General features: G+C 65.4%; 16 protein-coding genes and 1 riboswitch. Of the genes, 8 read left to right on the top strand and 8 right to left on the bottom strand.

Annotated features, from left to right (window positions below):
- Nucleotides 1-66 precede the first annotated feature (66 nt).
- Nucleotides 67-609, bottom strand: a complete 543-nt coding sequence (locus tag BGI27_RS15735; protein WP_095525771.1) for a TetR/AcrR family transcriptional regulator — start codon at nt 607-609, stop codon at nt 67-69.
- A gap of 143 nt (nt 610-752) precedes the next feature.
- Between BGI27_RS15735 and BGI27_RS15740 the strand changes: the two genes are divergently transcribed.
- A complete protein-coding gene (locus tag BGI27_RS15740; RefSeq protein ID WP_095525772.1) occupies nt 753-2285 on the top strand; it encodes an MFS transporter in 1533 nt (510 codons plus the stop codon).
- A gap of 49 nt (nt 2286-2334) precedes the next feature.
- On the opposite strand, the gene ribB is transcribed toward BGI27_RS15740, so the two are convergent.
- Nucleotides 2335-3015 (bottom strand): 3,4-dihydroxy-2-butanone-4-phosphate synthase, encoded by a 681-nt coding sequence (gene ribB / locus BGI27_RS15745; RefSeq protein ID WP_095525773.1) that lies wholly within the window; start codon nt 3013-3015, stop codon nt 2335-2337.
- Nucleotides 3016-3121: 106 nt separating this feature from the next.
- Nucleotides 3122-3287: riboswitch (FMN riboswitch) on the bottom strand.
- Between the two features lie 199 nt (nt 3288-3486).
- On the opposite strand from ribB, the gene BGI27_RS15750 reads away from it, so the two are divergent.
- Nucleotides 3487-3771 carry a CC/Se motif family (seleno)protein gene (locus tag BGI27_RS15750; protein WP_095525774.1) on the top strand — a complete coding sequence of 95 codons (285 nt, stop codon included), beginning with the start codon at nt 3487-3489 and terminating at the stop codon, nt 3769-3771.
- A gap of 17 nt (nt 3772-3788) precedes the next feature.
- Here BGI27_RS15750 and BGI27_RS15755 read toward each other — a convergent pair whose 3' ends face one another.
- Nucleotides 3789-4706 carry a LysR family transcriptional regulator gene (locus BGI27_RS15755; protein WP_095525775.1) on the bottom strand — a complete coding sequence of 306 codons (918 nt, stop codon included), beginning with the start codon at nt 4704-4706 and terminating at the stop codon, nt 3789-3791.
- 154 nt (nt 4707-4860) lie between these two features.
- Here BGI27_RS15755 and BGI27_RS18275 point away from each other — a divergent pair, with 154 nt between their 5' ends.
- The 5 genes from BGI27_RS18275 (at nt 4861) to BGI27_RS18290 (ending at nt 7808) form a co-directional block, all read left to right on the top strand.
- A complete protein-coding gene (locus BGI27_RS18275) occupies nt 4861-5118 on the top strand; it encodes an NAD(P)-binding domain-containing protein (RefSeq protein WP_223871849.1) in 258 nt (85 codons plus the stop codon).
- A complete protein-coding gene (locus BGI27_RS18280) occupies nt 5115-5495 on the top strand; it encodes an NADPH-dependent F420 reductase (protein ID WP_223871850.1) in 381 nt (126 codons plus the stop codon). Before BGI27_RS18275 ends, BGI27_RS18280 begins: the two co-directional genes overlap by 4 nt.
- A gap of 177 nt (nt 5496-5672) precedes the next feature.
- Entirely contained in the window at nt 5673-6506 is an 834-nt protein-coding gene (locus BGI27_RS15765) for an isochorismatase family protein (RefSeq protein WP_095525776.1), read from the top strand.
- Between the two features lie 208 nt (nt 6507-6714).
- Nucleotides 6715-7413 (top strand): Fic family protein, encoded by a 699-nt coding sequence (locus BGI27_RS18285; RefSeq protein ID WP_223871851.1) that lies wholly within the window; start codon nt 6715-6717, stop codon nt 7411-7413.
- Between the two features lie 77 nt (nt 7414-7490).
- A complete protein-coding gene (locus BGI27_RS18290) occupies nt 7491-7808 on the top strand; it encodes a Fic family protein (protein ID WP_338140502.1) in 318 nt (105 codons plus the stop codon).
- A gap of 116 nt (nt 7809-7924) precedes the next feature.
- Here BGI27_RS18290 and parC read toward each other — a convergent pair whose 3' ends face one another.
- Nucleotides 7925-10318 (bottom strand): DNA topoisomerase IV subunit A, encoded by a 2394-nt coding sequence (parC, locus tag BGI27_RS15775; protein WP_095525777.1) that lies wholly within the window; start codon nt 10316-10318, stop codon nt 7925-7927.
- A gap of 176 nt (nt 10319-10494) precedes the next feature.
- Between parC and BGI27_RS15780 the strand changes: the two genes are divergently transcribed.
- A complete protein-coding gene (locus BGI27_RS15780; RefSeq protein WP_095525778.1) occupies nt 10495-10824 on the top strand; it encodes a hypothetical protein in 330 nt (109 codons plus the stop codon).
- Nucleotides 10825-10868: 44 nt separating this feature from the next.
- Here BGI27_RS15780 and BGI27_RS15785 read toward each other — a convergent pair whose 3' ends face one another.
- From BGI27_RS15785 to BGI27_RS15800, 4 genes are read right to left on the bottom strand one after another with little or no spacing between them, the layout of a single operon-like run.
- The gene (locus tag BGI27_RS15785; RefSeq protein ID WP_095525779.1) at nt 10869-11834 is read right to left on the bottom strand and encodes an N-carbamoyl-D-amino-acid hydrolase; all 966 of its coding nucleotides are present in this window, start codon (nt 11832-11834) and stop codon (nt 10869-10871) included.
- Nucleotides 11835-11856: 22 nt separating this feature from the next.
- The gene (locus tag BGI27_RS15790) at nt 11857-13098 is read right to left on the bottom strand and encodes a Zn-dependent hydrolase (RefSeq protein ID WP_223871853.1); all 1242 of its coding nucleotides are present in this window, start codon (nt 13096-13098) and stop codon (nt 11857-11859) included.
- Nucleotides 13091-14338 (bottom strand): diaminopropionate ammonia-lyase, encoded by a 1248-nt coding sequence (locus BGI27_RS15795; RefSeq protein WP_223871854.1) that lies wholly within the window; start codon nt 14336-14338, stop codon nt 13091-13093. The genes BGI27_RS15790 and BGI27_RS15795 overlap by 8 nt, the downstream gene beginning before the upstream one ends.
- Before the next feature lie 38 nt (nt 14339-14376).
- On the bottom strand, nt 14377-14967 hold the full coding sequence (locus BGI27_RS15800) for a MurR/RpiR family transcriptional regulator (protein ID WP_170943075.1): 591 nt from the start codon (nt 14965-14967) through the stop codon (nt 14377-14379).
- Nucleotides 14968-15104: the final 137 nt, after the last annotated feature.

Below are 15104 nucleotides of genomic sequence, written 5' to 3' on the forward strand. Positions count from 1 at the left end.
TCACACCCAAATTCCAGAATGTAAACACATTCCGGATACTGTGAACAGGCTCTAGGTCCGCGCCAGCTACATTTCCCCGAACAAGCGTTCGATATCCACGAACGCCGCCTCCCATTGGGACGGCTCGAAATCCATCAGGCCGAAGAACCTGAGCATGAATGCGCCCTCGGTGGCAAAGAAAGCCAGCAAGGCGCGGCGGTCGGCTTCCTGACGGATGTCCAGCCCCGCGATCCGCTGGCGATACCAGTCGCGCGTGCCAGTCAGATGCTCGGGCGACTGGATCAGGGCTGCCATCAGCCCGGCAGCCTTGGCATTGGAGATCGCATCGGAACGATGGGTCGCCTCGACATGGGCGCGCACACGGGTGACGGGCTGCGGGTCGTCGCCCACAATGGGCTGGAAGTAGCTCTGATAGCTCTGCTCCCAGCGCCCGAACATGGCATCGATGAGCGCATCCTTGCTACCGAAACACGACTGCACGCCCCCCTTGCTGATGCCGGCAGCCCGGGCCACAGCATCGATGGTGAGGCCGGCTGCACCGGCCTGGCGGACGATGCTTTCGGCAACATCGAGTACCGCATCGCGGTCTATGGTCTTGTTGCGGCCCATGGCCTCCCTTTCAAATAAATACGTTCGTATTTATAATTACGCCTCATCGCTTTGGCAAGTCCGTTGCCCGCGCACCGTCATGCGCCGCCGCAACGCCAGCCCCATCACTGCTTCACCCGGCATCCCCCGGCACGGAGATCATCATGCATCAGGATTCAGCCCTCCCCACACCTGCAACCGGCAATCGCTGGCTGGTGCTGGTGATCGTATCGGTGGCGCTGTTCCTCATCGTCATCGACATGACCGTGCTGTACACCGCCTTGCCGCGCCTGACCCACGATCTTGCCGCCAGCGCGGCGGAAAAACTCTGGATCGTGAATACCTATCCGCTGGTCGTGGCAGGCCTGCTGCCCGGCGCCGGCACGCTGGGCGACCGCCTGGGACACAAGCGTCTGTTCCTGGCAGGTCTGATGGTATTTGGCGTGGCCTCCGCCTGTGCAGCCTACTCACCCGGCGCGGCCTTGCTGATCGCCTCACGCGCACTGCTGGCCGTGGGCGCGGCGATGATGATGCCGGCCACCCTTTCCATCATCCGCCACACCTTCCAGGATGACGACGAGCGCGCCTTCGCCATCGGCGTATGGGCCGCAGTGGCTTCGGGCGGCGCCGCACTGGGGCCGGTGGTCGGCGGGCTGCTGCTGCTGGAGCATTTCTGGTGGGGCTCGGTATTCCTGATCAACGTGCCCATCGTGCTGCTGGCGCTGCCGCTGGCCTGGCGGCTGATCCCCGCACGCGAGGGGGATTCGACCCGCCGCTGGGATCTGCTGGGCTCCCTGCAGATCATGGTGGGCCTCGTCTCGCTAGCCTATGCGATCAAGGCCCTGGGCCATCGCTCGCCCTCCCTGGCGGCAGTGACCATCGCCACGCTGCTCGGATGCGGCTTCGTGCTGCTGTTCGTGCGCCGGCAGCGTCGCTCCGCGGCGCCATTGATCGACTTCGCGCTGTTCCGCAACCGGCGTTTTTCGTCCGGCGTCGCGGCCGCGATCACGGCATCTGTAGCGCTGATCGGCATCGAACTGGTGTTCACGCAACGCTTGCAACTGGTGCTGGGGCTGTCACCACTGCAGGCGGCCTACCTGATCCTGCCGATCCCGCTGGCAGCGTTCATTGCCGGGCCGCTGGCCGGGCTGGCGCTGAAATGGCTGGACCCCGGCCGGATGATGGCCACGGCGCTGGCGGTATCCGCCCTCGGTACGCTGGGCCTGATGCTGACCTATGCCGGCTCGCTGGGGCCACTGCTGGCGAGCCTGACGGTACTGGGGCTGGGTTTGGGCACCGTGATCACCGGCGCCTCCAGCGCGATCATGCTCAATGCGCCGGCCGAGCGGGCAGGCATGGCTGCCGCGGTGGAAGAGGTGTCCTACGAGCTGGGCGGCGCGATCGGCGTGGCGTTGCTCGGCAGCGTGCTGTCGATGGTGTATTCAGCGTCGCTCTCGCTGCCCATCGGACTGGCCGTGGCCGAAACGGCACGCGACAGTCTGGATGAAGCTCTGATCGCCGCTGAGGCGCTGACACCGGGAGCCGCCGCTCAGCTCGTCACGCTCGCACGCGGCGCCTTCGACGAAGCCTTCGTCATGGTGCTGACGGTCGTACTCGTGCTGCTGGGGCTGGTATCGGCGGCCATCGCGGCCGCCGTGAGCCGGGCGAAGCTTGCGGCTCGCGCCGGCGCGCACTGAGTTACCCCTGCGCCACCGGCAGAAAGCCGCCTCATCCGGGCGATTCGCGTCAATTCGCCCCGTCGCCCAGATACTGGATCAGATCCTCGATCGCGAGCAGCGGCAGCCCATGCCGTCCGGCATAGTCATGCACGGCTTCGCCGCGCGCCATCGTGCCGTCCGCATTCATCAGCTCGCACAGCACGGCGGCAGGTTCCAGGCCGGCGAGGCTGGCCAGGCAGACGGCCCCTTCGGTATGCCCCCGCCGCGCTTTCAGGCCACCGGGGTGGGCACGCAAGGGGAAGATATGCCCGGGCCGCGCGAGGTCCTCGGGCTTCGCATCGGGATGGATCGCGGCGCGGATGGTGGTCAGCCGGTCTCCGGCGCTGACACCGATGGTCACGCCCTGGCGGGCTTCGATCGTGACGGTGAAGGCCGTGCCGTGGCGACTATCGTTGTGCGCCACCATCTGGGGCAGCGCCAGGCGTGCAAGCCGCGCCTCCGTCAGGCACAGACAGACGATGCCACTGCAGTCGCGGATCAGCTGGGCCATGGACTGTTCGGTGATGCGCTCTGCGGCCAGGATGAGGTCCGCTTCGTTCTCGCGGTCGTAATCATCCATCAGGACGACGGGCAATCCCGCACGCATCGCGGCCAGCGCAGCCTCAACACGGCTGACCAGCACCGCGCGGGAGGCGGCCTGGCTGATGGCGGGAGATTCAGGTGCTCGGATATAAGCCTGGGTGGTCATGCAAACGCTCCTCTGTGAAGAAAGATTGAGAAGACGTTTTCGGGGCGCGCGTCATGGCCACGCCGTCGTGCACGGCAGTGCCGGCCCGGGAGGCATGGAAATCTCCGCGCATCTTCTTTCATCCGGACTATGACCGTCGGCCCTGGCTTTCAACCAGGTCTGCTGACCCCGCCGCACAAGACAGCGGGCGCTCGCGGGCTCACGGAATCAACGGCATATGCCGCGCCCCGCCTACCGCCGGTGGGGAATTCCGCCCCGCCCTGAAGACGTGTCGGCCAAGGGGCCGACCAGCGGATGATAGGCCTGTTCAGGTCGTGGAACCAGCAATGCGCCGGCACGGTTCTGCGGATCGACCGCTCCCCTGCCCTCTCCGACCGCAGCCCCGGCGCTGGCGACCACTGGCGCGAATCCTCGCCGGAGATGGGCGGGCCTTCTTAAGATGCGGGTGCAGACCAGTTCCGGAACGACGACATGCTGACCCTGACAGACGACGCCCTCGCCTTCATTGCCGAGCGCCGGCAGCCCATCTTCATCGATGCGCCGCAGACCATCGAATCCTGCTGTCTGGAAATCACGCCCTGCCCCGGCGTGCGCTTCGGCAGGCCACGCAGGCCAGATCAGCACACCTTGCGAGAGATCCAGGGCGTGGAAGTCTTCGTGCCGCACCGCTTCCCCGCCACCCAGCCGCTGGCAATCCGTACCCGACGTTTTCTGGGCAGAAAGTTTCTGTTCCTGGACGGCTGGCGGCTGGCCTGACCCCTCGCCCGAAACCTTCACCCTCCTGGTGACGGAGGCTCTGCCCAGGGCTGCTGCCGCAACGCATCCACCAGGAAATCCACCAGACGCCGGACCTTGAGCGGCAACTGCCTGCGCGTGGGATAAAGGGCGTAGATCCCCAGCCGGACTGTCTGGAAGCCGGGCAGCAATGCCACCAGCCGCCCGCTGTGCAGATCCTCGTGAACCAGGAAATCGGGTTGCAGGATGACGCCCTGATGTGCCAGCGCCGCAGCACGACAGGTGTCGCCATTGTTGGCATGAATGCGTGAACGCGTGCGCACGCTCACCTCGCCCTGCGGGCCGGTGAAACTCCAGACATCCCCGGACGACCAGTAGCTGTAGGAAATCACGTCATGCTGCGCCAGCTCGTGCGGCTGCCGAGGCGTGCCATGTCGTGCCAGATAGTCGGGCGACGCGCACAGCACCATGCGCGTATAGGCGAGCACGCGGCTGACCAGGTTGGAGTCCGGCAGACGGGCGATGCGCACCACCAGGTCATAGCCTTCCTCGACCAGATCGACCACGCGGTCCGACAGCACGATGTCCAGCACCACCTGTGGATTCTCCGCCGCGAAACGCCCCCACAGCGGCGCCAGATGCAACGCGCCGAAGGTCTGCGGCGCCCCGACGCGCAGCCACCCGTGCACCCGCCCCGAAGCTGCGCCGACCTCGGCCTCGGCTTCCTGCACCGCCTGCAGGACTTCCTTGCAGCGCTGGTAGTAGCGCAGCCCCTCGTCAGTCAATGAAAGCCGGCGCGTCGTGCGCTGCAGCAGGCGTGTTCCCAGATGTTCCTCCAGTTCGGCGACGTGGCGCGAGACAGCGGGCTTGGATATCTCCAGCGCATCCATGGCGCCCACAAAGCTGCCCGCCTCGACCACCGCCGTGAAGGTCTTCATGGCCTGAAACAGATCCATAGTCTCTCAAAAAGGAACAATCAATCTAGAGAAAGCGAATTTATTCCTTTTGGCGACACGAATAAAGTCCATTCCACGTCAGCGCCACTGCTGACAACGCGAAAGCGGCAACGGCAGCACGCCTCAATCCAATGACCTCGGAAAGGACAACACCATGAACATCACCCTCATCGGCGCCGGCAACATGGGCTCGGGCTTCGTCAAGCAACTCAGCGCGGCAGGTCACCAGGTACGCATTGTGGCGCGCGACCAGGCCAAGGCGCAGGCGCTGGCCTCGGCACACCCTGGCGTCAAGGCCGTCTCCGCCGCCGACGCACTCGGCGACTCGCAGGTGGTCATCGTCGCGACGGCGTACCCCGACGCCGTGCCGGCGCTGCAAGCCCTCGGCTCGCTCCAAGGGCGGGGGTCGTGATCGACATCACCAACCCGCTGACCGCCGATTACATGGGCCTCACGCTGGGCTACAGCAGCTCGGCCGCCGAAGAAATCGCCAAGACCGTGCCCGGCGCACACGTGGTCAAGGCCTTCAACACCGTACTGGCCCAGGTTCTGGCGGAAGGCCCGGCCTTCGGCAATGGCCAGACCGTGCCAGTGTTCTACGCCGGTGACGACGCGGCAGCCAAGCAGACCGTGCGCACGCTGATCGACAGCCTCGGCTTCACGCCCGTCGATGCCGGCGGCCTGCAAAACGCACGCTATCTGGAGCCAGTGGCCGGACTGAACATCTATTTCGCCTACGGCGCCGGGCACGGCACACAGATCGCACCGACCTGGATCCACCGCACCTGACCCCCAACGCCATTCATTCAGGTAGCGACCCTTTCGAATCGGCGTCATCCCGGCGAAAGCCGGAATCCAGATGTGCCTGAAACACTGGATTCCGGCTTGCCTCTCGATGACTTCTGCATCTCAAGTGAACGGCATCGCCCCTTTCCCCCAACGCCTCGAAACATCACGGAGTACATCATGACCAAGCAACTCACCCGCATCGCCGCAGCGCTCGCCCTCGCCGGCATCACCAGCCTGGCTTCCGCCCAGGAGCGCCCGGCCGACATCGTCAGCCCGATCACCGACAAGGTGCTGGCCAACAAGGTCAGCCCCGCCGACGCCCGCAAGGCCGGACGCGTAACCTACGAAAAACCCACGCCCGCGAACAGCATCATGCTGTTCATCGACCACCAGGTCGGTCTGATGGCCAGCACGCGCGATTTCCAGCAGGGCTCCGGCTACAAGAGCAACGTGGTGTCACTGGCGCAGATGGCCAAGGCGCTGGACATCCCGGTGCTGATCACCTCGTCCAACGCGCAATGGCAGAACGGCGACACGCTGCCCGAGCTCAAGGAGATCTTCAAGGATCAGCCGATCTATCGCCGTACCGGCATCATCAACGCCTATGAAGACCCGACCTTCCGCAAGGCGCTGGAAGATCTGGTCGCCAAAACCGGCCGCAGGCACATCATCATCTCGGGTGTCACCCTGGGCACCTGCGTAGCATTCCCGACGCTGTCCATGCTCAATGACGGCTACGTTGTGCACCCGGTGGTGGATGCCTCCGGCGCCTGGAGCAAGTACGAAGCCGACGCCGCCATGCAACGCATGACCTCCGCTGGTGCGCAGCTCAACACCGTCTTCGCGCTGGGCGCCGAACTACAGGCCGACTGGAAGAACTCGACGGCCGACGCGATGCTGCCGCCCTTCATCAACGGCCTGCCCGAATACGGCTGGGTGCTGCAGAACTTCTGGAACAACGCCGACGCTACCAAGCGCCCGGTCAAGGACCCGTTCCGCCTGGTCAAGTGATCCAATGGCATGAAAGAAAAAGCGTAGCGATCACTCGCGGCGCTTTTCTCATTTCAGTGCTATCGGCCCCGAAAATCCTGTCCAAAACTCGGAGCATTTGATACATGTGCAATCCGACATGTATAAAAAATCTTTTTTTCTATACACATCAGAAAGAAGAGTATAAAAACCAAGGCGTTTTGAACATTTCCCTCTTGGAGGCCGCTCGATGTCCGGCATCTTTCCACTTGAACAATTGGATCCGGCACGTTTCGACACGCCTGCCATCCTGAAGCGGCTGGCCAGCGCCAGCCGGGCATTGGCCGAATTGAAAGGCATCGCAGCCTCCATCCCGAACCAGGGCATCCTGATCAATACTCTTGGTCTTCAGGAGGCGAAGGACAGTTCGGAAATCGAAAACATCGTGACGACACACGATGAGCTGTTCAAGGACGACGTGCTTCCCGAAGCATCCGCCAGCCCGGCCACCAAGGAAGTGCTGCGCTATCGGCAGGCTTTGCATCTGGGCTTTCAACTGGTCCGGGAAAACGGGCTGATCACAGCTAATCAGATCATCCAGATACAGGGTGAGCTGGAACGCAACAACGCAGGATTCCGTAAGCTACCGGGCCCCGCACTCAAGGATGGCAAGGGGGCGACGGTGTACATGCCGCCCCAGAAGCCCGCCGAAATCGTTGCCTTGATGTCCGGCCTGGAGCGGTTCATCAACGATGCGGAACTGTTCGCGGTGGACCCATTGATCAAGATGGCACTGATCCATCACCAGTTCGAAAGCATCCATCCTTTCTACGACGGCAACGGCCGCACGGGGCGAATCCTGAACGTGCTGTATCTGGTGAAAGAGGGCTTGCTGGACGTGCCGGTGCTCTACCTCTCCCGGCATATCGTACGAACCAAGGGCGACTAGTACGAACCAAGGGCGACTACTACCGCCTGTTGCAGACAGTGCGGGATCAGGGCATTTGGGAAGACTGGGTGCTTTACATGCTGGAGGCCGTGGAACGAACCTCAGGCCAGACCATCGAGACCATCCACGCCATCAAACATGCCTTGTTCGACTACAAGCACCGGATCCGGGCGGGTTACAAGTTTTACAGTCAGGATCTGATCAACAACCTGTTCACCCATCCCTACACAAAGATTGAATTCGTACAGCGGGATCTGAAAGTTTCCCGGCTGACCGCCACCCGTTACCTCGATGCGCTGGCGGCAGGCGGATTCGTGGAGAAACAGAAGATCGGCCGCAACAACTATTACATCAACACCGCACTCAACCAGATACTGCTCGGCAACGCCGAATGATCAAAGCACAGCGAGGCGGTTCATGACGCTCGCTCTGCTCATGTGCGGCTTCACGAAACAGGCATGGCAAGACACGAAAACCAGACGACCGTGTCTTGCCATTCAAAAGCTGTTGATCACTCCACCGCCCGCACCCCGTCCGGCTTGACCTTGGGCGTGAGCGTGCCCCCCTTGCGCGCGCGCTTGCCGCGGCAGGCTTCGAGGGCGGCGCCCTTGACAGTGAATTCGGTCTCCTTGGCGCCCCGGCCGATGCCGCTGACGACGACGGCATCCGTCGGCGGGCAGCAGACGGCGGCGAGTTCTTCCTTCTTGTCCAGCCCCATCACGATCATGCCGCGCCCGCGCGGCATGACTTTCATCTCGGCGCGCGGGAAATACAGCAGACGCCCATTGCCGGAAGCAGCGGCGAGCCAGTCGCCCTGGATCTTCGCCGGCGCAAGCACGCGCTCCTTGTCTTCCAGCGTCATGAAGGCCTTGCCTGCACGCTGGCGGCCGACCAGTTCTTCCAGCTTGGTGATGAAGCCGTAGCTGCCGGAGTTGGCGAAGAACCAGTCGGTGGCGGGATCGTCGGCGATGGCCTGGGCGATGCGCGCGCCAGGGGCGAGTTCGATCAGCGTGGTGATGGGCACACCGTCGCCACGGCCGCCGGGCAGATCGCTGATGCGCACGGAGTAGGCGCGGCCAGTAGTATCGATCAGCACCAGCGGCCAGGGCGTGCGCGCCTCGGCCACCAGGAAGGCGGCGTCGCCGCTCTTGTAGCTGAGTGTCTGCGGGTCGATACCGTGGCCCTGGCGGGTGCGCACCCAGCCGTGCTTGGACAGGATCACGGTGACGGGTTCGTCCAGCACCGGCGTTTCGACGGCGGCCACGGGCATGGCGGCTTCGACCAGCGTACGCCTGTCGTCGCCGTATTTCTTCGCGTCCTCGGTGATTTCCTTGAGGATCAGTCTGGTCATCACGGCACGGGATTCGAGCAGTTCGAGCAGACCGGCACGCTCTTCGCGCAGCCCGGCAAGCTCCTTCTCGATGGCGATGTATTCGAGCCTGGCAAGCTGGCGCAGGCGGATTTCGAGGATGTCCTCGGCCTGCATCTCGCTGAGGTCGAAGCGCGCGATCAGCTCGGCCTTGGGCTCGTCGGCCTCGCGGATCACCTTGATCACTTCATCGATGTGCAGCCAGGCGATCTGGCGGCCTTCGAGGATGTGGATGCGGCGCTCGACCTGGCCGAGGCGATGCCGCGTGCGGCGCTCGACGGTGGTGAAGCGGAAGCTGACCCATTCCTGCAACAGCGCCTTGAGCCCCTTCTGCGCCGGCCGGCCATCCAGGCCGACGACGGTAAGGTTCATCGGCACCGAGGCTTCGAGGCTGGTGTGCGCCAGCAGCACGCGCATGAATTCCTCGGGATCCTGGGTGCGCGTCTTCGGCTCCAGCACCAGACGCACCGGGGCAAGATCGGAGCTTTCGTCGCGCGCGGCATCCAGCACGCCGAGTACCAGCGCCTTGTTGTTCTTTTCTTCCTGGGTGATTTCCTTCTTGCCGGTCTTGGGCTGCGGATTGGTCACCGCCTCGATCTCGGAGAGCACCTTGCTGGAGGAGACGCCCTGCGGCAGCTCATCGACGATCACGCGCCAGGCGCCACGCGCCAGTTGCTCCACGCGCCAGCGCGCGCGCATGCGGATGGAGCCACGGCCGGATTCGTAGGCATCGCGGATGACCGAATCCGGCGAAATGATCTGGCCGCCGCCGGGAAAATCCGGCGCCGGCAGCAGGCCACGGATTTCGTCCAGCGTGGCCTCCGGCTTCCTGATCAGGAGCTGGGCTGCGGCCGCGACCTCGCGCAGATTGTGCGGCGGGCATTCGGTGGCCATGCCCACGGCGATGCCGGAGGAGCCATTGAGCAGCAGCATCGGCAGGCGCGCCGGCAGCAGCCGGGGCTCTTCGGTGCTGCCATCGTAGTTGGCGATGAAGTCCACCGTGCCCATGTCGATCTCGGCGAGCAGCAGCTCGGCCAAGGGCGTCAGGCGCATTTCGGTGTAGCGCATCGCGGCGGCGCCATCGCCGTCGCGCGAGCCGAAGTTGCCCTGCCCGTCGATCAGCGGGTAGCGCAGCGAGAAATCCTGCGCCAGACGCACCGAGGCGTCATAGATCGAGGAGTCACCGTGCGGGTGCAGCTTGCCCATCACGTCGCCGACCACGCGCGCGGACTTCACCGGCTTGGCGCCGGGCGCCAGGCGCATCGCGTGCATGGTGTAGAGGATGCGCCGCTGCACCGGCTTCAGCCCGTCTTCCACCTGCGGCAGCGCGCGACCGCGCACCACGCTCATGGCGTAGGCGAGGTAGGCGCGCTCGGCAAAGGCGGCGATGGGCAGATGGTCTTCGGGCAGTTCCGGCAGCGTGGGCGGTGCCGGTGGGGCGGGCGGCGGCGTCTCGGCCTTGGGCGGCTCCGGCGTGGCGACGGCAGACGCGTCGTCACCGAAAAGATCGGGGGAGGAATCGTTGGGCGTGCTCATGCGGGGTCTTCCGGGAAGACTGTTCTACGGCAAAGGCGGGATTATCGCAGCTTGGGCCGCGGCCGCGTACCGCCCGTCCGCTGCCGCTGCCGCTGCTCGCGCACCGATGGACCTCGCTTGCGGCATGCATAGACTTGTGCAGGTTTCCCCATCCACCGCCCTGTACAGGAGCCAAGATGAAGGATTTCCTCAGGACGCTCTTCGGCGTCCGCACAAAACGCCGCGCCCATCCAGTCACGCCTCCGCCCAGGGCAGGCGAAAGCATCGTCCGCCAAGGCTTCAAGATCCCGGTCTCGCATCCGATGCGCGCCGAGCTATGGGACTGGCTTCTGCTCTCCGGCTGGCGCGTGGTGCCCGTACGCCATGACCGCCGCAGCAGCATCAGCCTGCCGGATGACGCTCTGCGCCAGCTGGAGCTGGCAGACGCCGCCGACCGCGAAACATTGCTGCGCGAAATGCTGCAGCGGGCCCGACGCCGGCCGCCTCCGGACACCGCGCGACATTAGACGCGTAGGGTGCACAATGCGCGCCATGGCTTGCTGGCGAATGCCTACGCCTCTTCCGGCTCGTGCCAGGGTGAGCCGTCTGCCGCCAGTGCCACCCCCTTGCGCCGCACGATCATGTCGTAGGCCTCGGGGCGGCGGTGGCGGTCGAAGTTGAAGGTGGTCTGCTTGTAGATGGCGCAAAAATCGAGATCGCAGCGCGCCACCACGACTTCGTCGTCCTTGGTGATGCAGCAGGCGCGCACCTCGCCCGAGGGCGCGATGATGCAGCTGCCGCCGATGCTGTCCACGCCTTCTTCCAGCCCGGCCTTGGCCACGCCGACCACCCAGGTGCCGTTCTGGTAGGCGCCGGCCTGCATCGAGAGCTGGTTGTGGAACAGCGAGAGGTCGTCGTGCTGCGGCGCGGGCGCGTTGTGCACCGGTGTGTTGTAGCCGATCATCACCAGCTCCACGCCCTGCAGGCCCATCACGCGGTAGGTCTCGGCCCAGCGGCGGTCGTTGCACAGGGCCATGCCGACGATGCCACCAAAGGCCTGGTACACATCAAAGCGGCTGCCGGGCGTGAAGTAGCGCTTTTCCAGATGCTGGAAACGCCGCCAGGGCTCGTGCTCCGCATGGCCCGGCAGATGCACCTTGCGGTACCTGCCGACGATCTTTGCGTGCTGATCGACCAGGATAGCGGTGTTGTAGCGCATCCAGCGGCCCTGCTCCTGCGCCAGCTCAGCGTAGCCCAGATAGAAGCCCACCCCCAGCGCATGGGCCAGCTCGAACAGCGGCCGGGTTTCGGGGCCGGGCATCTCGCGCTCGAAGAAACTGTCGATATCCGCGTCATCCGCGAGGAACCAACGCGGGAAGAAGGTGGTGAGCGCCAGTTCGGGATAGACGATGAGCTGCGCACCCAGGGCGTGGGCTTCGCGCATCATGTCGCACAGCCTGGCCACCACCTGACGGCGGCTGTCGCTGCGCTGAACCGGGCCCAGCTGACCCATGGCGATGTTGAGATATCGGGACATTTGAATGCTCTTTCTGTAAGGATCAGGGCCTATCGGCCAATTGCATCACCACCTGCAGCAGCACCTGGGCGCCCTGCGCCAGAGCCTGCGGCGCGGTGTATTCGCGCACGTTGTGGCTGAGGCCGCCCGCGCTGGGCACGAAGATCATGCCGGCCGGGCAGACGCGGGCCAGTATCTGTGCGTCATGACCGGCGCCGCTGGGCATGCGCAGCGTGGACAAGCCCAGCACCCCAGCCTGCGCGGCCACCTCCTCGACCACCCGCGGGTCGAACGCCACCGGCGCGAAGCGCGCGAGTGGCCGCGTGCGGCAGCGCACGCCCTCAGCCTCGGCGGCCTGCGCGGCGAAGGCCAGCAATTCGGCCTCGGCCTGCTGCAACACGGCCTCATCCGTATTGCGCAGATCCACGGTGAACAGCACTTCGTTGGGCACGACGTTGACCAGCCCCGGGCGCATTTCCATCAGGCCCACGGTCGCCAGTTGCCGTCCGCCCAGGCGCAGCGCCAGCTCGCGTGCGAACACCGCGATGCGGCTGGCCACCAGCCCTGCATCGTGACGCATGGCCATCGGCGTGGTGCCCGCGTGATTGGAGGTGCCTTCAAGCGTGAACTCGGTCCAGGAAATGCCCTGCACACCCTCGACGATGCCGATCTGCCGCCCCTGCTGCTCCAGCACCAGACCCTGCTCGATGTGCAGCTCCACATAACTGTCGACCTGTGGTGCGCCCACCGGCGCCGCGCCGGCATAGCCGATACGCGCGAGCTCCGCACCCACCGTGGGGCCATCGATGCCGTGCGTCGTCAGGGCATCCGCCAACGGCAGGCCGCCCACGTAGACAAGGCTGCCCATCATGTTCGGCTGGAAGCGCGCGCCTTCCTCATTGGTGAAGAAGGCCACGGCCAGCGGCCGCCGCGTGCGCAGGCCGGCGTCACGCAGCGTGGCGATCACCTCCAGGCCGGCGAGCACGCCATAGTTGCCGTCATACAGACCACCGGTGCGCACGGTATCGATGTGCGAGCCCATCATCACCGGCGGCCGATCCTCCTGCCCTGGATAGACCGCGATGCCATTGCCGATGGCATCGATGCGTACTTCCATGCCCAGCTCGCGCATGCGCTGCACGGTCCAGTCGCGCCCGAGGCGATCGGCATCGGTGAGCGCCAGCCGATTCACCCCGCCCCCCGGCAGCGCGCCGAGCTGACCGAGTGATTGCAGGCTGGCGAGCAGACGCTCGGCATCGATGCGTGGAAACACGGTGTCAGTCACGCTCGTCTGCCTCGCGGATCTTTGCCGCGCTGGTACCCACCAGCTGTTCGTACAGCGCGGGGTCGGTATCCGCCTCGCTGCCGAAGAACAACAGGCGGCTTTCATGATCGATGCCCAGCGCGGTTCGCTGCGCGGGATCCTGCGCCACCGCGATGGCGGCGGCCAGGCCGGCCACGGCGGATTCGCCCGCCACGATGACCGGGTCACCCGGCAGCGGATGCGCCAGCAGGCGCATCACGGCCACGGCGCTGTCATCGGCGATGTTGCAGAAAGCCGTGGCACCGCGTTCCAGAATTTCCCAGGCCAGCAGAGACACCTCGCCACAGGCCAGGCCCGCCATCAGGGTATCCAGATCGCCCGTCACCGCCGTCACACGGCCGGCGCGCGCGCTGCGCATCAGGCAGTCGGCCCGTTCAGGCTCGACCACCACGAACACCGGCCGCGCCTCGCCGGGCCGGGCGTGCTCCCAGAAATAGGCGCACACCGCCGCCGCAAAACCGCCTACGCCGGCCTGCACGAAGATATGGGTGGGCCACGGACGGCCTTGCCGCTCAAGCTGGCCGACGGCCTCCTCCACCATCACCTGGTAGCCCTGCATCACGTCGCGCGGCACATCCATGTAGCCGGGGTAGGACGTATCCGAGATCACGAACCAGCCCTGTGCACGCGCATCGCGGTCTGCCTGCTGCACGGCATCGTCATAGTTGCCCCGGGTGCGCACCACCTCCGCACCATAGGCGGCGATGGCGGCACGCCGCCCTTCGCTCACGGTGGCGTGGATGTAGATCACGCAGCGGCAGCCGAACATGCGCGCGCCCCAGGCCACGGAGCGGCCATGGTTGCCATCGGTGGCGCAGGTCACCGTGATGTCGGCGCACTGCGCGCGCAGCGCGGGCAATTCCTCCAAGCCGATCGCCCGGCCGAGCCGCTGCGACAGCGCTCGGCAGAGCTGCCGGCCCACGGCATAGGCACCGCCCAGCGCCTTGAAACTACCGAGGCCGAAACGCCCGCCTTCGTCCTTGTAATCAAGCGCCGCGACACCCAGTTCGCGGGCCAGCGCCGGCAGACCGCACAGGGGAGTCGGCGCATGGCCGGGCCAGCGCGCGATGGCCACGCGGGCGGTGGCCAATGCCTCCTGATTGAGGATGTGTGCCCGTTCGGCGCCGTAGGCTTCGGCGGAAGCAAAGGCGGGATTGACGAAGAGCGCCGCCTGCAACTGGGGAAGGGAGGGAGAAGGCATGGTCATGAGTTCCGGCTGTCGGGAGATATCAGGATTGGTCAGGGCTGGTCAATGTCATTCAGCGCGGCATGCAGTTGCTCGATGGCCGCCAGCCGCGCACGCGCCTTGCCGTGCAGCAGGCCGGCGACACAGGTCGCCAGATGGTTCACCAGGCTGACCGCGGCGACGTAGGAATCGAATACCTGTTCGTCCTGACGCGGGCAGGCCAGCACGGTGCCGGCGCCCACCGCCAGGCTGCTGATGGCACTGTCGGTGAGCAGCAGCACCCGGGCACCGGCCTGGGACGCGGCGCGCACCACAGACTGCAGGCGGCGGGTACGGCGGCGGAAGTCTATCACCAGCAGCACATCCTGCGCACCGATTTCGGCCAGGCGCTCGGCCTCCTGGCCCGTGGCGTCATTGAGCAGCTGCACACCGCCGCGCAATTGAGAGAGCAAGGCATGGGCATAGAAAGCGGCGAGGAAACTGTTGCGATAGCCCATCACCCAGACGCGCCGGGCACGCGCCAGATGCTGGCTGGCCTCCTGCGCAGCGGCTTCGGAAAGCTGGGCTGCCAGCGCAGTGAGCCGCTGCGCGTCGCGCAGCAAATGTGGCGCCAGCGCGGCGTCGGCATGGTCGATCTGCGACAACGGCGATTGCGACGGCACGCGCTGCTGACGCAGATGCTCGCGGAAGGCAGAGAAATCCTCGAACCCCAGACGACGGAAGAAGTGAATCGCCCCGGGTTTCCTAGACAGCCCCGAGCTTCATGAAATACTGTTTTTCA

It is taken from the genome of Candidatus Dactylopiibacterium carminicum (assembly GCF_014736495.1).
Taxonomy (GTDB): Bacteria; Pseudomonadota; Gammaproteobacteria; order Burkholderiales; family Rhodocyclaceae; genus Uliginosibacterium; species Uliginosibacterium carminicum.

Coding starts and splice junctions, on each gene's coding strand:
- BGI27_RS15735 (WP_095525771.1), bottom strand. CDS start 609: ATGGGCCGCAACAAGACCATAGACCGCGATGCGGTACTCGATGTTGCC.
- BGI27_RS15740 (WP_095525772.1), top strand. CDS start 753: ATGCATCAGGATTCAGCCCTCCCCACACCTGCAACCGGCAATCGCTGG.
- ribB (WP_095525773.1), bottom strand. CDS start 3,015: ATGACCACCCAGGCTTATATCCGAGCACCTGAATCTCCCGCCATCAGC.
- BGI27_RS15750 (WP_095525774.1), top strand. CDS start 3,487: ATGCTGACCCTGACAGACGACGCCCTCGCCTTCATTGCCGAGCGCCGG.
- BGI27_RS15755 (WP_095525775.1), bottom strand. CDS start 4,706: ATGGATCTGTTTCAGGCCATGAAGACCTTCACGGCGGTGGTCGAGGCG.
- BGI27_RS18275 (WP_223871849.1), top strand. CDS start 4,861: ATGAACATCACCCTCATCGGCGCCGGCAACATGGGCTCGGGCTTCGTC.
- BGI27_RS15765 (WP_095525776.1), top strand. CDS start 5,673: ATGACCAAGCAACTCACCCGCATCGCCGCAGCGCTCGCCCTCGCCGGC.
- BGI27_RS18285 (WP_223871851.1), top strand. CDS start 6,715: ATGTCCGGCATCTTTCCACTTGAACAATTGGATCCGGCACGTTTCGAC.
- BGI27_RS18290 (WP_338140502.1), top strand. CDS start 7,491: ATGCTGGAGGCCGTGGAACGAACCTCAGGCCAGACCATCGAGACCATC.
- parC (WP_095525777.1), bottom strand. CDS start 10,318: ATGAGCACGCCCAACGATTCCTCCCCCGATCTTTTCGGTGACGACGCG.
- BGI27_RS15780 (WP_095525778.1), top strand. CDS start 10,495: ATGAAGGATTTCCTCAGGACGCTCTTCGGCGTCCGCACAAAACGCCGC.
- BGI27_RS15785 (WP_095525779.1), bottom strand. CDS start 11,834: ATGTCCCGATATCTCAACATCGCCATGGGTCAGCTGGGCCCGGTTCAG.
- BGI27_RS15795 (WP_223871854.1), bottom strand. CDS start 14,338: ATGCCTTCTCCCTCCCTTCCCCAGTTGCAGGCGGCGCTCTTCGTCAAT.